Source organism: Streptomyces pseudogriseolus, from assembly GCA_002154585.1.
GTDB lineage: Bacteria > Actinomycetota > Actinomycetes > Streptomycetales > Streptomycetaceae > Streptomyces > Streptomyces pseudogriseolus.
Map to the genome: position 1 here is coordinate 1 of MUNG01000119.1, position 15,964 is coordinate 15,964.

At 72.1% G+C, this 15,964-nt stretch carries 12 protein-coding genes; 4 read left to right on the forward strand and 8 right to left on the reverse strand.

Features of this window, described 5'->3' with window-relative positions; all coding sequences use genetic code 11:
- A partial coding sequence (locus CCN29_RS12485; RefSeq protein WP_086681759.1) for an MFS transporter occupies positions 1 to 1,240 on the reverse strand: 1,240 nt, incomplete at its 3' end.
- 97 nt (positions 1,241 to 1,337) lie between these two features.
- On the opposite strand from CCN29_RS12485, the gene dusB reads away from it, so the two are divergent.
- Positions 1,338 to 2,546, forward strand: coding sequence for a tRNA dihydrouridine synthase DusB (gene dusB, locus CCN29_RS12490; protein ID WP_086681744.1), 1,209 nt, complete (start codon positions 1,338 to 1,340; stop codon positions 2,544 to 2,546).
- On the opposite strand, the gene CCN29_RS12495 is transcribed toward dusB, so the two are convergent.
- On the reverse strand, positions 2,547 to 4,238 hold the full coding sequence (locus CCN29_RS12495) for an alkaline phosphatase family protein (RefSeq protein WP_228678884.1): 1,692 nt from the start codon (positions 4,236 to 4,238) through the stop codon (positions 2,547 to 2,549).
- A 610-nt stretch (positions 4,239 to 4,848) separates the two neighbouring features.
- Between CCN29_RS12495 and ppdK the strand changes: the two genes are divergently transcribed.
- Complete coding sequence (gene ppdK / locus CCN29_RS12500; protein WP_086681747.1) at positions 4,849 to 7,611, forward strand: pyruvate, phosphate dikinase; 2,763 nt, start codon at positions 4,849 to 4,851, stop codon at positions 7,609 to 7,611.
- A gap of 171 nt (positions 7,612 to 7,782) precedes the next feature.
- Here the strand turns inward: ppdK and CCN29_RS12505 are convergent, their stop codons facing one another.
- The 5 genes from CCN29_RS12505 to CCN29_RS12525 form a co-directional block, all read right to left on the reverse strand.
- Entirely contained in the window at positions 7,783 to 8,184 is a 402-nt protein-coding gene (locus CCN29_RS12505; protein WP_031062821.1) for an excalibur calcium-binding domain-containing protein, read from the reverse strand.
- Positions 8,185 to 8,546: 362 nt separating this feature from the next.
- The gene (locus CCN29_RS12510; RefSeq protein WP_031062823.1) at positions 8,547 to 8,966 is read right to left on the reverse strand and encodes an LAETG motif-containing sortase-dependent surface protein; all 420 of its coding nucleotides are present in this window, start codon (positions 8,964 to 8,966) and stop codon (positions 8,547 to 8,549) included.
- A gap of 160 nt (positions 8,967 to 9,126) precedes the next feature.
- Complete coding sequence (gene nirD, locus CCN29_RS12515) at positions 9,127 to 9,480, reverse strand: nitrite reductase small subunit NirD (RefSeq protein ID WP_006129666.1); 354 nt, start codon at positions 9,478 to 9,480, stop codon at positions 9,127 to 9,129.
- Entirely contained in the window at positions 9,477 to 12,083 is a 2,607-nt protein-coding gene (nirB, locus tag CCN29_RS12520) for a nitrite reductase large subunit NirB (RefSeq protein ID WP_086681750.1), read from the reverse strand. The genes nirD and nirB overlap by 4 nt, the downstream gene beginning before the upstream one ends.
- Positions 12,083 to 13,300 carry an NAD(P)/FAD-dependent oxidoreductase gene (locus CCN29_RS12525; RefSeq protein WP_086681753.1) on the reverse strand — a complete coding sequence of 406 codons (1,218 nt, stop codon included), beginning with the start codon at positions 13,298 to 13,300 and terminating at the stop codon, positions 12,083 to 12,085. Before CCN29_RS12525 ends, nirB begins: the two co-directional genes overlap by 1 nt.
- Before the next feature lie 254 nt (positions 13,301 to 13,554).
- Between CCN29_RS12525 and CCN29_RS12530 the strand changes: the two genes are divergently transcribed.
- Both CCN29_RS12530 and CCN29_RS12535 read left to right on the forward strand, forming a co-directional pair.
- Positions 13,555 to 14,337 carry a sulfite exporter TauE/SafE family protein gene (locus CCN29_RS12530; RefSeq protein ID WP_006129669.1) on the forward strand — a complete coding sequence of 261 codons (783 nt, stop codon included), beginning with the start codon at positions 13,555 to 13,557 and terminating at the stop codon, positions 14,335 to 14,337.
- A gap of 35 nt (positions 14,338 to 14,372) precedes the next feature.
- The gene (locus CCN29_RS12535) at positions 14,373 to 14,786 is read left to right on the forward strand and encodes a hypothetical protein (protein ID WP_086681756.1); all 414 of its coding nucleotides are present in this window, start codon (positions 14,373 to 14,375) and stop codon (positions 14,784 to 14,786) included.
- A gap of 280 nt (positions 14,787 to 15,066) precedes the next feature.
- Here CCN29_RS12535 and CCN29_RS12540 read toward each other — a convergent pair whose 3' ends face one another.
- On the reverse strand, positions 15,067 to 15,714 hold the full coding sequence (locus tag CCN29_RS12540) for a class F sortase (protein ID WP_006129671.1): 648 nt from the start codon (positions 15,712 to 15,714) through the stop codon (positions 15,067 to 15,069).
- Between the last annotated feature and the right edge of the window lie 250 nt (positions 15,715 to 15,964).

Genomic DNA, 15,964 nt, shown 5'->3' on the forward strand with positions numbered 1-15,964 from the left:
GCACCGCACCGAGCACCGCCACCCCCAGCGTCTGCCCCAGCTGCCTGCTGGTGGAGGCCACCGCCGAGGCGACCCCGGCCTGGTCGGTGGGCATGCCCGAGACCGCCGTGTTGGTGATCGGCGCGTTGACGAGGCCGAAGCCGACGCCGAAGAGGACGTAACCCACGACCAGCGTCGCGTTGGACGTCTCCGCCTCGAAGAGGGCGAACAGCAGCCCGCTCACCGTCATCGCCCCGCCCGCGAACAGCAGCGGCAGCCGCGGCCCCCGGCTGCCGACGAGCCGGCCGGACAGCGGGGCGCACAGGAACGTCGGGACGGCCATCGGCAGCATCCACAGCCCCGCCTCCAGCGCGCTCAGCCCCCGCACGTTCTGCAGGTACAGCGTCGACAGGAACAGGAACCCGCCCAGCGCCGCGAAGGCGCTCACCGCGATCACCGTGGCCCCGCTGAACGGCGCCGAGCGGAAGAAGCGCAGGTCGATCAAAGGTTCCGGGCGGCGCGGCTCGTAGCGGAGCAGCGACAGGAGGGCGATCAGCGCGAGCGCGGCGAAGGGCGCCGTGGAGCGCCACGTACCGTGCGGGGCCTCGATGATCGCGTAGGTGAGGGAGCCGAACAGGGCGATGACCAGGACCTGGCCGACCGGGTCGGGCCGGCGGGCCCGGGGTGCGCGCGACTCGGGGACGAAACGCCAGGTCAGCAGCAGCGCGGCGAGGCCGACCGGCAGGTTGACCCAGAAGATGGAGCGCCAGCCGACCGAGTCCACCAGCACCCCGCCCACCAGCGGCCCCGCGGCCATCGACAGGCCGACCACCGCACCCCACACCCCGATCGCACGGGCGCGCTCACGAGGGTTCGTGAAGGTGTTGGTGATGATCGACATGGCGACCGGGTTGAGCATCGAGCCGCCCACCGCCTGCACCATGCGGAACACGACGAGCCAGTTCAGGTCCGGGGCGAGCGAGCACAGCAGCGAGCCCAGGGTGAAGACCACCAGGCCGGCCATGAACACCCGCCTGCGGCCGATCCGGTCGGCGGTCGAGCCGGCCAGCATCAGCAGCGAGGCCAGTACGAGCGTGTACGCGTCGATGGTCCACTGAAGCCCCGAGGTGCTCGCGTCCAGCTCCCGCTGGAGGGAGGGGAGGGCGACGTTCAGGACCGTGTTGTCCAGGCTCACGATCAGCAGGCTCATGCAGCAGATCGCGAGCACCAGCATGCGGCGGCCATGGCTGAGCTCGGGCATGTGCGCCATCGTACGCCCATGTCGATAGTGCGGCTAACTAATGACTGATACACGATCATTGTGCCGAGCGCCCCGCGGGATGCGGGACAATGGGGGAATGCCCACTGCCTCGCCGACCGTGAACACGAAGCTGTCCATCGGCCCGCACGCCGTGCAACCGCCCGTCGTGCTCGCCCCCATGGCCGGGATCACCAACGCGCCCTTCCGCACCCTGTGCAGGGAGTTCTCCGGCGGAAAAGGCCTGTTCGTCAGCGAGATGATCACCACCCGGGCGCTGGTCGAGCGCAACGAGAAGACCATGCAGCTGATCCGGTTCGACGCGTCCGAGCAGCCGCGCTCCATCCAGCTGTACGGCGTCGACCCGGCGACCGTCGGCAAGGCCGTCCGCATGATCGCGGAGGAGGACCTCGCCGACCACATCGACCTCAACTTCGGCTGCCCGGTGCCCAAGGTGACCCGCAAGGGCGGCGGCTCCGCCCTGCCCTACAAGCGGAACCTGCTGCGCGCCATCCTGCGCGAGGCCGTCGCCGGCGCCGGCGACCTGCCGGTCACCATGAAGATGCGCAAGGGCATCGACGACGACCACCTGACCTACCTGGACGCCGGCCGCATCGCCGTCGAGGAGGGCGTCACCGCGATCGCGCTGCACGGCCGCACCGCCTCCCAGCACTACGGCGGCACCGCCGACTGGGACGCCATCGCCCGCCTCAAGGAGCACGTCCCCGAGATTCCGGTGCTCGGCAACGGCGACATCTGGTCCGCCGACGACGCCCTGCGCATGGTCCGCGAGACCGGCTGCGACGGCGTGGTCGTGGGCCGCGGCTGCCTCGGCCGGCCGTGGCTCTTCGCCGACCTGGTCGCGGCCTTCGAGGGCCGCACGGAGGACTTCGTACGGCCCACCCTGCGCGAGGTCGCCGACGTGATGGTGCGGCACGCCACCCTGCTCGGGGAGTGGATCGGAACAGAAGGGGAGGCCCGGAGGGCCACCGTTGAGGGTGGTGGCGGGAGACGGGCGGGCAAGTCGCGCGGGGTCATCGACTTCCGCAAGCACGTCGCCTGGTACCTGAAGGGCTTCGCCGTCGGCTCCGAGATGCGCCGGCGGCTCGCGGTCACCTCCACGCTGGAGGAGCTGCGGGCCGGGCTCGACGAGCTGGACCTGGACCAGCCCTGGCCGGCCGGCGCCGACGGCCCCCGCGGCCGTACGTCCGGCAACAACCGCGTGGTGCTGCCGGACGGCTGGCTGAAGGACCCCTACGACTGCGCGGGCGTCGGCGAGGACGCCGAGCTGGACACCTCCGGCGGCTGATCAGCCCTTGGTGGGCCGGCGCACCGAACCGTAGGCGGTCAGGAAGCGGTCGCGGAAGGCGTCCATCTTCCACACGGGCGCGTCGTCGGCGGGCCGGAGCCCCGGCGTCCACCGCCAATCGTCGATCGCCCGCAGCACCTTCGGGTCCTTGGCGACGATCGTCACCGGCACGTCCCGGTTCTTGGTGTGCCCGGTGACGCGGGCGATCGGCTGGTGGTCGCCGAGGAACACCACCACGGTGTCGTCGGTGCCGTACCGCTCCAGCCATTCGGTGAGGGCGGTCACCGAGTACGAGATGGACCTGCCGTACTCCTTGCGGGACTCGGTGGAGTCGGCCATCACCTCGGAGGCCTCCCGGCCGTCCTCCTCGATCGCGTCGAAGACCGAGCCGTCGCCCAGGTCCTCCCAGTCGATCATCTCCGGGACCGGCGCCCACGGCTGGTGGCTGGAGGTCAGGATGACCTCCGACATCAGCGGCCGCTTTCGCTTCTTGCCGTGCTCCAGGCGCTCGAACGCCTCCAGGGCGTACTGGTCCGGCATCGTGGACCAGCTGAACTTCGGGCCCTTGTAGCCCATCTCGGAGGAGTCGTACACCGTGTCCAGGCCGTACCACTCCGCCTCCGGCCAGGTCTTCTGCACGCCCGGCATGATGCCGACGGTGTCCCACGCGCCGGACTTGCGGAAGGCGGCGGTGAGGGTCAGCCGGTCGCTGTTGGTGGCGGTGCGGTACCGCTGCTGGTTGTCGATCCACAGGCCGGACAGGCTGGTGGAGTGCCCGAGCCAGCTGCTCCCGCCGTACGTCGCCGAGGTCAGCCATCCGCTGCGCGCCTGGTAGCCGGCCCTGGCGAGCGCGGCGCCCCGGGAGTCGAGGGTGCGGCCGACGCCGGGCTCGATCAGCGGGTCGTCCATGGCCACCCGGCCGTAGCTCTCGATGAACGCGATCACGACGTCCTTGCCGCGCAGGTCGGGCAGGAGCAGGTTCGGCGGGGTGGCGCCGAAGGGGTCCGTCCGGGCCTCCTTGGCGAAGGCAGCCTCGTCGCGCAGGGTGTCCACCACCCGCCGCGCCTGCCCGCGCACGGTGTCCGCGGCGCGGTCGGAGGCGACCGGCAGTCCCGAGATCTGCAGGCCCAGCGAGGCGCAGGTGATCCACACGGTGCCGGCGACGAGGGCGCCCTGGCCGGCGCGGGTGCGGTGCCGGGCCAGCACGTCGCCGAGCCGCACCGTGGCCAGCGCCATGACGACCACCAGGAGCAGGGCGAGCAGCACCGCCCCGACGGCGGCGGCGTCGGCGACGAAGCCGCCCATGGAGTCCCGCACGTAGGACAGGGCGTCGTCCAGCAGGCCCCAGTCGAGGACCAGGTTGAAGCCGCGTCCCAGATACTCGGTGAAGCCGATGTCCAGCAGGTTGAGCACGGTGAGCACGCCGAGGGCCGCCCCGTAGAGCGCGGCGAAGATCACGCGCGGCCGGCGCGGCAGGGCGAGCAGCAGGACCGCCCCGACGATCGCCTCGGCGGGGATGCGGGTGAAGCGGTCGGGGCGCAGGCCCGGCGCGGTGTTCGGCATCAGCAGGGCGCCGAGCACCAGGACGGCGGCGAGGACGTGCCCCGTCAGACGCAGGGCGCGGTCGGCGGAGGGATGTGCGTCGCGTGCGTCGCGCAGGCGCTTGAGGACACGTGTGTCCCGCGGGCGCATGGGAACACGGAGGGCGCGCAGGCGCGTGAGGACGCGAGTGTAGACAGGCAACCCGGAGGTTCCTTCCGTACCGAAACCGGTGAGGCGGGAGGCGGATCCGGCGTGGGGGTCCGGATCCGCCTCCAGTCGGTACGGGCGGCCGGGCCGGAGCGTTCATCCCACCGGGCTGGGCGTTCGTCCCACCGGCTCGGATGCGTCCGTCCCGTCGGGCCGGAGGGTCCGTCGCCCGGGTCCGCATGGTGGAACCGGGCGTCATGTGGCAGCGTGATTCTCGCCACCCCTGATAGGTGTCGCGCTCAGATGAGCGGATCATGGGAGGCTGCACTACTCTAAGGATGGCACTCAGTGCCACTCGATGATCGTTCATCGGGCGAAATCAAACGTGGTTCAGGACGCTCACATGAGCACCGCAACCGGTTCCGGACGGTGCTCCGCGTTCAAGAAGTGAAAACACCGGGCGCCGACGGCTTGCCAAGCTTTGACTTTCGATCCGCTGGCGCTCGGCCGATGACAGGCGCACGACGCACAAGTGGACGTACCCAGACGCCTTTGATCTGGGTACATTCCTCGCCGTCAGGGCAGCCACCGCGTCCTCGAGGAGTCGAGACCCGTGTCGGAAAACAAAGATCCCCACGTAGCTCAGTCGGGCACGAGCGTTGAGAGCGTGAAGTTCGTCTACGACTTCACCGAGGGCAACAAAGACCTCAAGGACCTGCTCGGCGGCAAGGGCGCCAACCTCGCCGAGATGACCAACCTCGGTCTCCCCGTGCCACCCGGCTTCACCATCACCACGGAGGCCTGCAAGGTCTACCTGGACAGCGGCGAGGAGCCGGCGGCACTGCGTGACGAGGTGAGTGCGCACCTCGACGCGCTGGAGCAGCGGATGGGCAAGAAGCTCGGCCAGGCCGACGACCCCCTCCTCGTGTCGGTCCGCTCCGGCGCCAAGTTCTCCATGCCCGGCATGATGGACACCGTCCTCAATATCGGCCTCTCCGACAAGTCCGTGCAGGGCCTGGCCGAGCAGGCCGGCGACGACCGGTTCGCGTGGGACTCCTACCGGCGCCTCATCCAGATGTTCGGCAAGACCGTCCTCGGCGTGGACGGCGAGCTGTTCGAGGACGCGCTCGAGGCGGCCAAGGCGGCCAAGAAGGTCATGGTGGACACCGAGCTGGAGGCCGCCGACCTCAAGAAGCTCGTCACCAAGTTCAAGAAGATCGTCAAGACCGAGTGCGGCCGGGACTTCCCGCAGGACCCGCGCGAGCAGATGGACCTCGCCATCAAGGCGGTCTTCGACTCCTGGAACGGCGACCGGGCCAAGCTCTACCGCCGCCAGGAGCGCATCCCGCACGACCTGGGCACCGCCGTCAACGTCTGCTCCATGGTCTTCGGCAACCTCGGCCCCGACTCCGGCACGGGCGTCGCCTTCACCCGCGACCCCGCCTCCGGCCACCAGGGCGTCTACGGCGACTACCTCCAGAACGCCCAGGGCGAGGACGTCGTCGCGGGCATCCGCAACACCGTGCCGCTCGCCGAGCTGGAGCGGATCGACAAGAAGTCGTACGACCAGCTCATGCAGATCATGGAGACCCTGGAGAACCACTACAAGGATCTCTGCGACATCGAGTTCACCATCGAGCGCGGCCGGCTGTGGATGCTCCAGACCCGCGTCGGCAAGCGCACCGCGGGCGCGGCCTTCCGCATCGCCACACAGCTGGTGGACCAGGGGCTGATCGACGAGGCCGAGGCGCTCACCCGCGTCAACGGCGCGCAGCTCGCCCAGCTGATGTTCCCGCGCTTCGACGACGGGTACGCCCGCGGCGGGGGAGGGGTGGAGCAGGTCGGGCGGGGCATCGCCGCCTCCCCGGGCGCCGCGGTCGGCAAGGCGGTCTTCGACTCCTACACCGCCGTGAAGTGGTCGCGCTCCGGCGAGAAGGTCATCCTGATCCGCCGCGAGACCAACCCCGACGACCTGGACGGCATGATCGCCGCCGAGGGCATCCTCACCTCGCGCGGCGGCAAGACCTCCCACGCGGCCGTCGTCGCCCGCGGCATGGGCAAGACCTGTGTCTGCGGCGCCGAGGAGCTGGAGGTCGACACCAAGCGCCGCCGGATGACCGTCCCCGGCGGGCACGTCGTCGAGGAGGGCGACGTCGTCTCCATCGACGGCTCGTCCGGCAAGGTCTACCTGGGCGAGGTCCCGGTCGTGCCGTCCCCGGTCGTGGAGTACTTCGAGGGCCGGATGCACCCGGGCGCCGACGACGCCGACGAGCTGGTCGAGGCCGTGCACCGCATGATGGCCTTCGCCGACCGCAAGCGCCGGCTGCGGGTACGGGCCAACGCCGACAACGCCGAGGACGCGCTGCGCGCCCGCCGCTTCGGCGCCCAGGGCATCGGCCTGTGCCGCACCGAGCACATGTTCCTCGGCGACCGGCGCGAGCTGGTGGAGCGGCTGATCCTGGCCGACACGCAGGAGGAGCGCGAGGAGTCGCTGAAGGCCCTCCTGCCGCTGCAGAAGAAGGACTTCGTCGAGCTGTTCGAGGCGATGGACGGCCTGCCCGTCACCATCCGGCTGCTCGACCCGCCGCTGCACGAGTTCCTGCCCGACATCACCGAGCTGTCGGTTCGCGTCGCCCTCGCCGAGTCCCGGCAGGAGCCGCACGAGAACGAGCTGCGGCTGCTCCAGGCCGTGCACCGCCTCCACGAGCAGAACCCGATGCTGGGCCTGCGCGGTGTACGCCTCGGCCTGGTCATCCCGGGCCTGTTCACCATGCAGGTGCGGGCCATCGCGGAGGCCGCGGCCGAGCGGCGGAACGCCAAGGGCGACCCGCGCGCGGAGATCATGATCCCGCTCGTCGGCACGGTGCAGGAGCTGGAGATCGTCCGCGAGGAGGCCGACAAGGTCATTGCCGAGGTCGAGGAGGCCACCGGCACCCGGCTGAAGCTCGCCATCGGCACGATGATCGAGCTGCCGCGCGCCGCGCTGACCGCCGGTCAGATCGCGGAGGCCGCCGAGTTCTTCTCCTTCGGCACCAACGACCTCACCCAGACGGTGTGGGGCTTCTCCCGGGACGACGTGGAGGCCAGCTTCTTCACGGCCTACCTGGAGAAGGGCATCTTCGGGGTGTCGCCGTTCGAGACGATCGACAAGGACGGCGTGGGCTCCCTGGTGGAGTCCGCCGCGAAGGCGGGCCGCGCCACTCGGCCCGACCTGAAGCTCGGCGTCTGCGGCGAGCACGGCGGCGACCCGGAGTCGGTCCACTTCTTCCACGAGGTCGGACTGGACTACGTCTCCTGCTCCCCGTTCCGCATCCCGGTGGCCCGCCTGGAGGCCGGCCGCGCCGCCGTCACCGCGGCGGGCAGCGACCACCGCTGAGCCCTCCGGGGCACGCTGACCCCGGAGCCGTCGTCTGTCACCCGACCACCCTCACCGATCGGCGACGGCTCCGGATCACGAAGGAGGGGCGGCACCCGTGCGGGGGTGCCGCCCCTTCCGTCGTGTGCCACGTCGTGTTCCGTCGTACGCGCGACGCGCCCTGTGGGGCGCTCAGGCGGCGCGGCGGCGGGAGACGACCAGTACGGCGCCTCCGACGAGGACCACGGCGGAGACGCCGATGATCACGTACGTCGTGAGGTCGTCGTCCGACCCGGCGGCGTCGCTCGTGGCGGCCGGGGTGGTGTCGGCGACGGGAGTCGTGGCCCCGTCGACCTCGGTGTCGTCGCGGGGGATGAAGCCGGCGGGCGGCTCGTCACAGGCGACTCCGTCGCCGTCGGGGTCCAGCGCGGGACCGTAGTGGTCGTCGCCGCTGGAGATCTTCGCGTAGCCGTTGTCGTACGCCTCCGCGCAGGTCTTGAACGGGTGGTTCCCGTCGTGGGCCGACGCGGTGGCGGGCAGGGCGGCCAGGGTGAGGGCGGCGAGGGTGGTGAGGAAATACCGTGTCAGGTGCATGGCAAATGCCCCCATATCCGAGTGCGGGTTGCCGATGGCCGGATGTGGCGTGACGAAGTTACTGGCGGTTCGGGGGCGCTGCGGAGGGTCACGGGTGACCTGTGATGTGAACGTGATGTGACGAAACCGTGGTGCAAGGCCACGAACGGAGGGGCTACTTCACGCCGTTGGGCCGAGCAGGCCAGGTCAGGGCGGTCGCACGGGGCTCGCGGGCGGCTCGGAACGGGGACGCCAAGGCGGTGGGCTGGGCGTTGCCGGCGGCCGTGGCCGGATGGCGCGGGTGTGTGCGGTGCCGTAAGGGCAAGCGGGGCTGCAAGCCCGAGGGGGCCGGACGCTCAGGCGTCCGGCCCCCTCGGGGTGGGTCAGCGGTTCTCGCGGCGCTTGCGGGCGGCGATCATCAGGCCTCCGCCGAGCAGCACGACGGCCGCGCCGCCCGCCGCGATGTACGGCGTGGTGTCGCTGCCGCCGGTCTCGGCGAGGTCAGTGCCGCCGCCGTTCTCCTCCGCGCCGCCGCCGGCTTCGGCGCCCGCGCCGTCGTCGTCGCTCTCCTCGTGCGGCACGAAGTCCGCGGGCGGCTGGTCGCAGCCCACGCCGTCGCCGTCCCGGTCGAGGTGCTCGCCGTAGTGCTTGTCGCCCTCGGGGATGTTGCTGTACCCGTTCTCGTACGCCTCGGTGCAGTTCTCGAACGGGTGACTGCCGCTGTGGGCCACGGCGGTGGCCGGCACGGCGGCCAGGGCGACGGCGGTGAGCAGTGCGGCGGCAGAGGTACGGAACGGGATCATGGTGAGGAGCCCCCCAGGACGGACGAAAGCGTGTGCTCGGTACGAGGCTGACGAAGCTACTGGGGCGCGGGAGTTGTGTCGGGGATATGGAGTTCCCGTGATGCGAACGTGACGTGACCGGAGGGTAGCTCTCCGCTACAGGGGGATGCCGCCGGCCCGCTCAGGCCGCCTTGACCTCGTACGTCCTCACCTGGACCGTGTCGTCGTCGAGGCAGCGGCCCGTCTCCAGGTCGAAGCGCTGCTTCAGGAGCGGGGAGGCGACGAACGGGCGGCCCTGGTGGGTGCCGGTCAGGCCGCGGGAGAGGACCGCCGCGCCCGTGAACGGGTCGCGGTTGTCGATGGCGTACAGGCGGCCCGCCCGGTCGGTGAACACTGCGGCCTGCCGGCCGTCGGGCAGCAGGGCGGCCACGCCCCGTCCCGGGATCAGCCGGTCGAGGCCGCAGACCTCGAACCAGTCGTCCGCCAGGCGCAGTTGCACGGTCAGGCCGGTGGTCGTCTCGAGTGCCAGGGTCATCGCTGTGCGCTTCCTTCCAGGACGTCGTCGGCGGGACGCAGGCCGATGCTCAGCAGGGGCAGGTCCGGCTTGATCTGGTCGCGTTCGGGGACGAAGGCGACCACCGGGTCGGGGGTGTCCGGGGCGTTGACGAAGGATACGAACCGGGCCAGCTTCTCCGGGTCGTTGATGGTCTCGGCCCACTCGTCGCGGTAGTGGGAGACATGGGCGGCCATCAGCGACTCCAGCTCGTCGCAGATGCCGAGCGAGTCGTGGACGACGACGTCCCGTACGTGGTCCAGGCCGCCGGGGACGCGCTCCAGCCAGGTGGATGTGCGCTCCAGGCGGTCGGCGGTGCGGATGTAGAACATCAGGAACCGGTCGATCAGACGGATCAGTTCGGCGTCCGAGAGGTCCTGCGCCAGCAGGTCGGCGTGGCGCGGGGTGGCGCCGCCGTTGCCGCCGACGTACAGGTTCCAGCCGTTCGCGGTGGCGATGACGCCGAAGTCCTTCGACTGGGCCTCCGCGCACTCGCGCTGGCAGCCGGACACCGCCGACTTCAGCTTGTGCGGGGAGCGCAGCCCCCGGTAACGCAGCTCCAGGTCGATCGCCATGCGCACCGAGTCCTGCACGCCGTAACGGCACCAGGTCTGCCCCACGCAGGACTTCACCGTGCGCAGCGACTTGCCGTAGGCGTGGCCCGACTCGAAGCCGGCGTCCACCAGGCGGGCCCAGATCGACGGCAGCTGCTCGACCCGCGCGCCGAACATGTCGATCCGCTGGCCGCCGGTGATCTTCGTGTAGAGGCCGAAGTCACGGGCGATCTCACCGATCACGATCAGCTTCTCGGGCGCGATCTCCCCGCCGGGGATCCGCGGCACCACCGAGTACGAGCCGTTCCTCTGCAGGTTCGCCAGGAAGTGGTCGTTGGTGTCCTGGAGGGCCGCCTGCTCGCCGTCCAGCACGTACGTGCTCGCGCCGATCGCGGGCGCCAGGGACGCGACGATCGAGCCGACCGTCGGCTTGCACACCTCGCAGCCGTCACCGCCGCGCGCCTCCTCACGGCCGTAGCGGTCCAGCAGCTCCCGGTGGGAGGTGATGCGCAGGGCGAGGACGATCTCGTACAGCTCCTCGCGGGTCTGGGAGAAGCAGGCGCACAGGCCCTTGTCGACCTCGACGCCGCTCGCCTCCAGCTCGGCGTTGATCAGCTGACCGAGGACCTTGACGCAACTGCCGCACGTCGTACCGGCCTTGGTGCACTTCTTCACCTCGGGCACGGTGGTGCACCGGTGCTCGGTGACGGCCTCGCGGATCGTGCCCTTGCGGACGTTGTTGCAGGAGCAGATGATCGCGTCGTCCGGCAGCGCGGACGGGCCGAGCTGCACGGGCGCCCCGGCGCCGGCCGGCAGCACCAGCGACTCCGGCGAAACCGGCGGGACGGAACCGGTGAACGCCTTCAGCGTGCCGTACGCCTCCGCGTCGCCGACCAGGATGCCGCCGCGCAGCCTGCCGTCCCGGCCGATCACCAGCTTCTTGTACAGGCCCGCGCGGGAGTCGGAGTAGACGACGTCCAGGCAGTCCTCGGCGGCGCCGTGCGCGTCGCCGAAGGACGCCACGTCCACGCCGAGCAGCTTCAGCTTGGTCGACAGGTCGGCGCCGGTGAACGCGGACGCGTCCCCGGCGATGGCCGCCGCGGCCGTCTCCGCCTGCTCGTAACCCGGCGCGACCAGGCCGTACACCCGGCCGTCGGCGGCCAGCGCGCACTCGCCGATCGCGAACACGTGCGGGTCCGTGACCGTGCGGCACTGCTCGTCGACGGTGATGCCGCCGCGCTCGCCGACCGTCAGTCCGCAGTCGCGGGCCAGCTGGTCGCGGGGGCGGACACCGGCGGAGAACACCACCAGGTCGGTGGCGAGTTCGGAACCGTCCGACAGCTTCATGCCGGTGACCGCGCCGTCCTCGCCGACCACGATCTCCTGCGTGCCGACGCCCGTGTGGACGGTCAGGCCCATCTCCTCGATGGTGCGCAGCAGCGCCGCGCCGCCGCCCTCGTCCACCTGGACCGGCATCAGTCGCGGCGCGAACTCCACGATGTGGGAGGTGAGTCCGAGGCCCTTGAGCGCGCCTGCCGCCTCCAGGCCGAGCAGACCGCCGCCGACCACGGCGCCGGTCGTGGACCTCCGCGCGTACTCCTCGATCGCGAGGAGGTCCTCGATCGTGCGGTAGACGAAGCAGCCCTCGGCGTCCTTGTTCGGCACCGGCGGCACGAACGGGTAGGAGCCGGTCGCCAGCACCAGCACGTCGTAGCCGACGACCAGGCCCGAGCGGGCGGTCACCGTCCGCGCCTCGCGGTCGACGCTCTCCGCCGGGTCGCCGAGGTGCAGCTCGATGCCGTGCTCCTCGATGAACGCCAGGTCCGTCAGCGACAGGTCCTCGGGCGTGCGCCCCGAGAAGTACGAGGTGAGCTGCACGCGGTCGTACGCCGGACGCGGCTCCTCGCACAGCACGACCACGCGGTGCGTGGCGGTCAGGCCGCGCTCGGCGAGCGCCTCCAGGAAGCGCTGGCCGACCATGCCGTGGCCGACGAGCACGATGGTCGAGGTGGTCGAGGTGTCCGCGGGCATCAGGAGCCTCCGTCGTTGGTGAGCAGGTGGAGCAGGGGCCCGCCGTCGGACGGGAGCGGCTCTGCTCCCTCCCAGGCGCGCGCCAGCGCGCCGACGGTGCCGAGTTCGCCGACCAGGACCCCGCCGACCAGCCGGTCGTCGCGGACCACGACCTTGCGGTACGTGCCCCGGGTGGCGTCGGCGAGCTGCACCACGTCGTCGCCCGGCAGCACCTCGGTCTCGCCGAACGCGGCCAGGTCGAAGGGGCTGTCCGGGCCGGTCAGGGTGAGCCGGGTGAGCGAGCGGGTGCCGGTGTAGCGGGCGGCGGTGTCCCCGGCGAGCAGGGCGGCGAGCGCGTCGGCCTGCTCCAGCGCCGGGGTGGCCAGCCCGTAGACGGTGCCGGCGTGCTGGACGCAGTCGCCGACCGCGTGGATGTACGGGTCGGAGGTGCGCAGCTCGTCGTCGACGACGACGCCCTTGGCCACGTCCAGGCCCGCCGCCTGCGCGAGGGACACCCTCGGGTGCACCCCGCAGGCCGGCACCACCAGATCGGCGTCCAGGGCGTAGCCGTCGGCCATCTCCACCGAGCGGACCGCGCCGCCGACGCAGCGCACGTCCCGCACCCGGCACTCCGTGTGCACCTCCACGCCCAGCCCGGTCAGATGGCGCCGGACCAGCGCGGAGGCGGCCGGGTCGAGCTGGCGCTCCATCAGCCGCTCCGACTGCTGGGCGAGGACCACCTGCGCGCCGCGCACGGCCAGCGCGCGGGCCGCGGACACGCCGAGCAGCCCGCCGCCGATCACCACGGCCCGCACACCCGGCCGCACCGCGGCGGACAGGCCCAGGCAGTCGTCCAGGGTGCGGAACGCGTGCACGCCCTCGGGCAGCTCGTGGTCCGCCGTGAACAGGCCGCGCAGCGGCGGCAGGACGGGGTTGGAGCCGGTGGCCAGCACCAGCCGCCCGTAGGCGATCTCCGCGCCGTCCGCGCACACCACGGTCCGCCGGTCCCGGTCGATGCCGGTGACCCGGGCGCGGACCAGCTCCGCGGGGGCGGGCAGGGCGATCACCTCGGGCCGGTAGCGCCCGGCGAGCACCTCGGCGAGCAGCACCCGGTTGTACGGCGGGTGCTCCTCCTCGCCGATCAGCGTCACGGGCGTGCCCAGCTCGCCGAGCCGCCGGGCGAGACGTACGCCCGCGAGGCCGGAGCCGATCACCACCACACGCTCGTTCGAGGTCATGCCCTGAGCGTGCGGGGCGGGTGTTACCCGGTGGCATCCCTTCTGTTTCCCGCGCGGAACGCTGCCCTCAGCGGCCGTGGGCGCGGGATGTGAGGCTTCCGCAGGAGGTCGCGGGGCGGGTGTGAGGCGAGGTTGCGTGGCGAGGCTGTGAGGCAAGACTGAGGCCAGGCCGTGAGTCGAGCTCGATGAGCTCAACCTCAACAAACGCTCATCTTGATGGACGCAGCATCTACCGCCTCCATAGGCTCGCGGCCATGCCCGACATATCGCTGACCACGGTCGTCCTGCTCTGCGTGGCCGCGCTCGCCGCCGGCTGGATCGACGCCGTGGTGGGCGGCGGCGGGCTGCTGCTCCTCCCCGCCCTGCTGCTCGGCCTCCCCGCCGGCACCCCGGCCGCGCACGCGCTCGGCACCAACAAGGCGGTCGCGATCGTCGGCACCACGGGCGCGGCGGTGACGTACGCGCGCAAGGCGCCGGTGGACGTGCGGACGGCGGTGCGGATCGGGCTGGCCGCCCTCGCCGGGTCGTCGGGCGGGGCGTTCCTCGCGGCCGGGATGAGCACCGAGGTGCTCAAGCCGGTGATCATGGTGGTGCTGCTGGCGGTGGCCGCCTTCGTCATCCTGCGGCCCGCCTTCGGCGCCGCGCCCGCGCCCGGCCCGGCGACCCGTCGGCAGATCCTCGCCGCGATCGGCCTGGCCGGCCTGGGCATCGGCTTCTACGACGGCCTGATCGGCCCCGGCACCGGCACGTTCCTCGTCCTGGCGCTCACCGCCCTGCTCCACCTCGACCTGGTCACCGCCTCCGCCACCGCCAAGATCGTCAACTGCTGCACCAACGCCGGCGCGCTGGCGATGTTCGCCTGGCAGGGCGCGGTGCTGTGGCAGCTCGGGGCGCTGATGGCGGTGTTCAACCTCGCGGGCGGCATGCTGGGCGCCCGCACCGCCCTGAAGCGGGGGAGCGGGTTCGTGCGGGTGGTCCTGCTGACGGTGGTGTTCGCGTTGGTGGCGAACATGGCGTACGAGCAGTGGGTGGGGTAGGGCCGGGGGCTTCCGGTGGGGATACTGAGCCGGACATGATCACCTCAACGAGGGGCACGGCCATCACCAGACCCACGGTCACCGCACCGCTGAGAGCCTTCCTCGCCGCCGCGGCCGTCTGCGCGGCTGCCGCCGCCTGCGGCACGAACGTCGAGCCCGACCGGGTGGCGCTTCCGGCGGAGTCCACGCCCGCCTCGGACGCCGCCCGGCCCGTCACCGCCGTGATGCCCGACGTCGTCGGCGGCAACGCGCTGCGGGCGCAGGAACAGATGGACGGCTCGCAGGTCCGCTTCGAGGACGCGACGGGGAAGAAGCGGGAGATGGTGGACCCTCAGGCGTGGCGCATCTGCGACAGCAGGCCGGGGGCGAACCAGCAGATCACCTCGTACCCGGTGGTCCTCCTGGTCGTCCCGGACACGGAGCCCTGCCCGGGTGGGTCGTCGGGCTGAAGCGGAGGGCGCCCCGTAAGGGGCGTGGGGAACTGCGCGACCAGCCCCGCGCGGCCCGCACCCGGCGTGCGACAGCTCCCGGCACCCCGGTGGCCGTACGGGGGTGCGGCGCGGGCCCGCTGAGGGGTGCCGCCTGCGCCCACCCTCCCCCACTCTCGGCTTCGCTCGAGTGGGAGGTACCCCCATCGCCCCAGCGGCACGACTGCCCGCAGTCGGCAGGCGTGCGACAGTCGCCGGCACCTTGGTGGCCGTCGGCGGTGAGCGCAGGCTGCGGAGAGGCTCAGCGTGTCCCCGTCAGGTGGGCGTAGACCACCACGTTGCCGCGGTAGCCCGTCGTGGGGGAGTAGCCCGCGCCGCAGGTGATGACGCGGAGTTCCGGGCGGGCCGCGGCGCCGTAGACCTTGGCGTCGGGGAAGTCGCGGGCGTCGTACGCCTCGACGGCGTCCACCGTGAAGACGGCGACCGTCCCGTCGTGGCGGTCCACTTCGATCGTGCTGCCCTTGCGCAGGGCGCCGAGGGAGTAGAAGACGGCCGGGCCGTCTGCGTTGTCGACGTGGCCCGCGACGATGGCGGTGCCCCGTTCGCCGGGGGTGGTGCCGGCCTCGTACCAGCCGGCCAGGTCGGGCCGGTCGGCGGGCGGGACGTCGAGGGAGCCGGCCGGGGTCAGCCCGAGTCCGGTCAGCGGCGCGTCCACGCCGATCGCGGGGATGCGCACCCGGTCGGGCGGCGAGGGCGGCAGCGCGGGCGCCGAGGACCGCGCCGGGCCGTGCGCGTCGAGTTCCGAGTGGGCCTGCGCGGCGGACGGCTGCGGCGGGGCGTCGCCCCGCCCGTCCCGCAGCAGCACGGCCCCCGCGCACAGGGCGCACACCGTGACCGCGGCTATCGCCGCGTTGCCCGGACTCCCGGTCCGGCGGACCCTGTCGCCCATGCGGTGACCTCACCTCGAGTCGTGTCCCCGTGCCCCCCTCCGGGCCGCGAGGGGCGTCGGACCCGGAGGGGGAGGGGACGTGCGGTACCTGCGGGACGGGCAGCGGAGGATGCCCGTCAGATCCCGTCGCCTCTCGCCCGGCGATGCAGGAGCCAGGTACCGCCCGCGGCGGCGACGGCGAGGGCCGTCACGCCTGCCGCGGTCCGTACGGGGTCGGTGCCCAGCGCGCCACCGACCCCGTACGGACCGC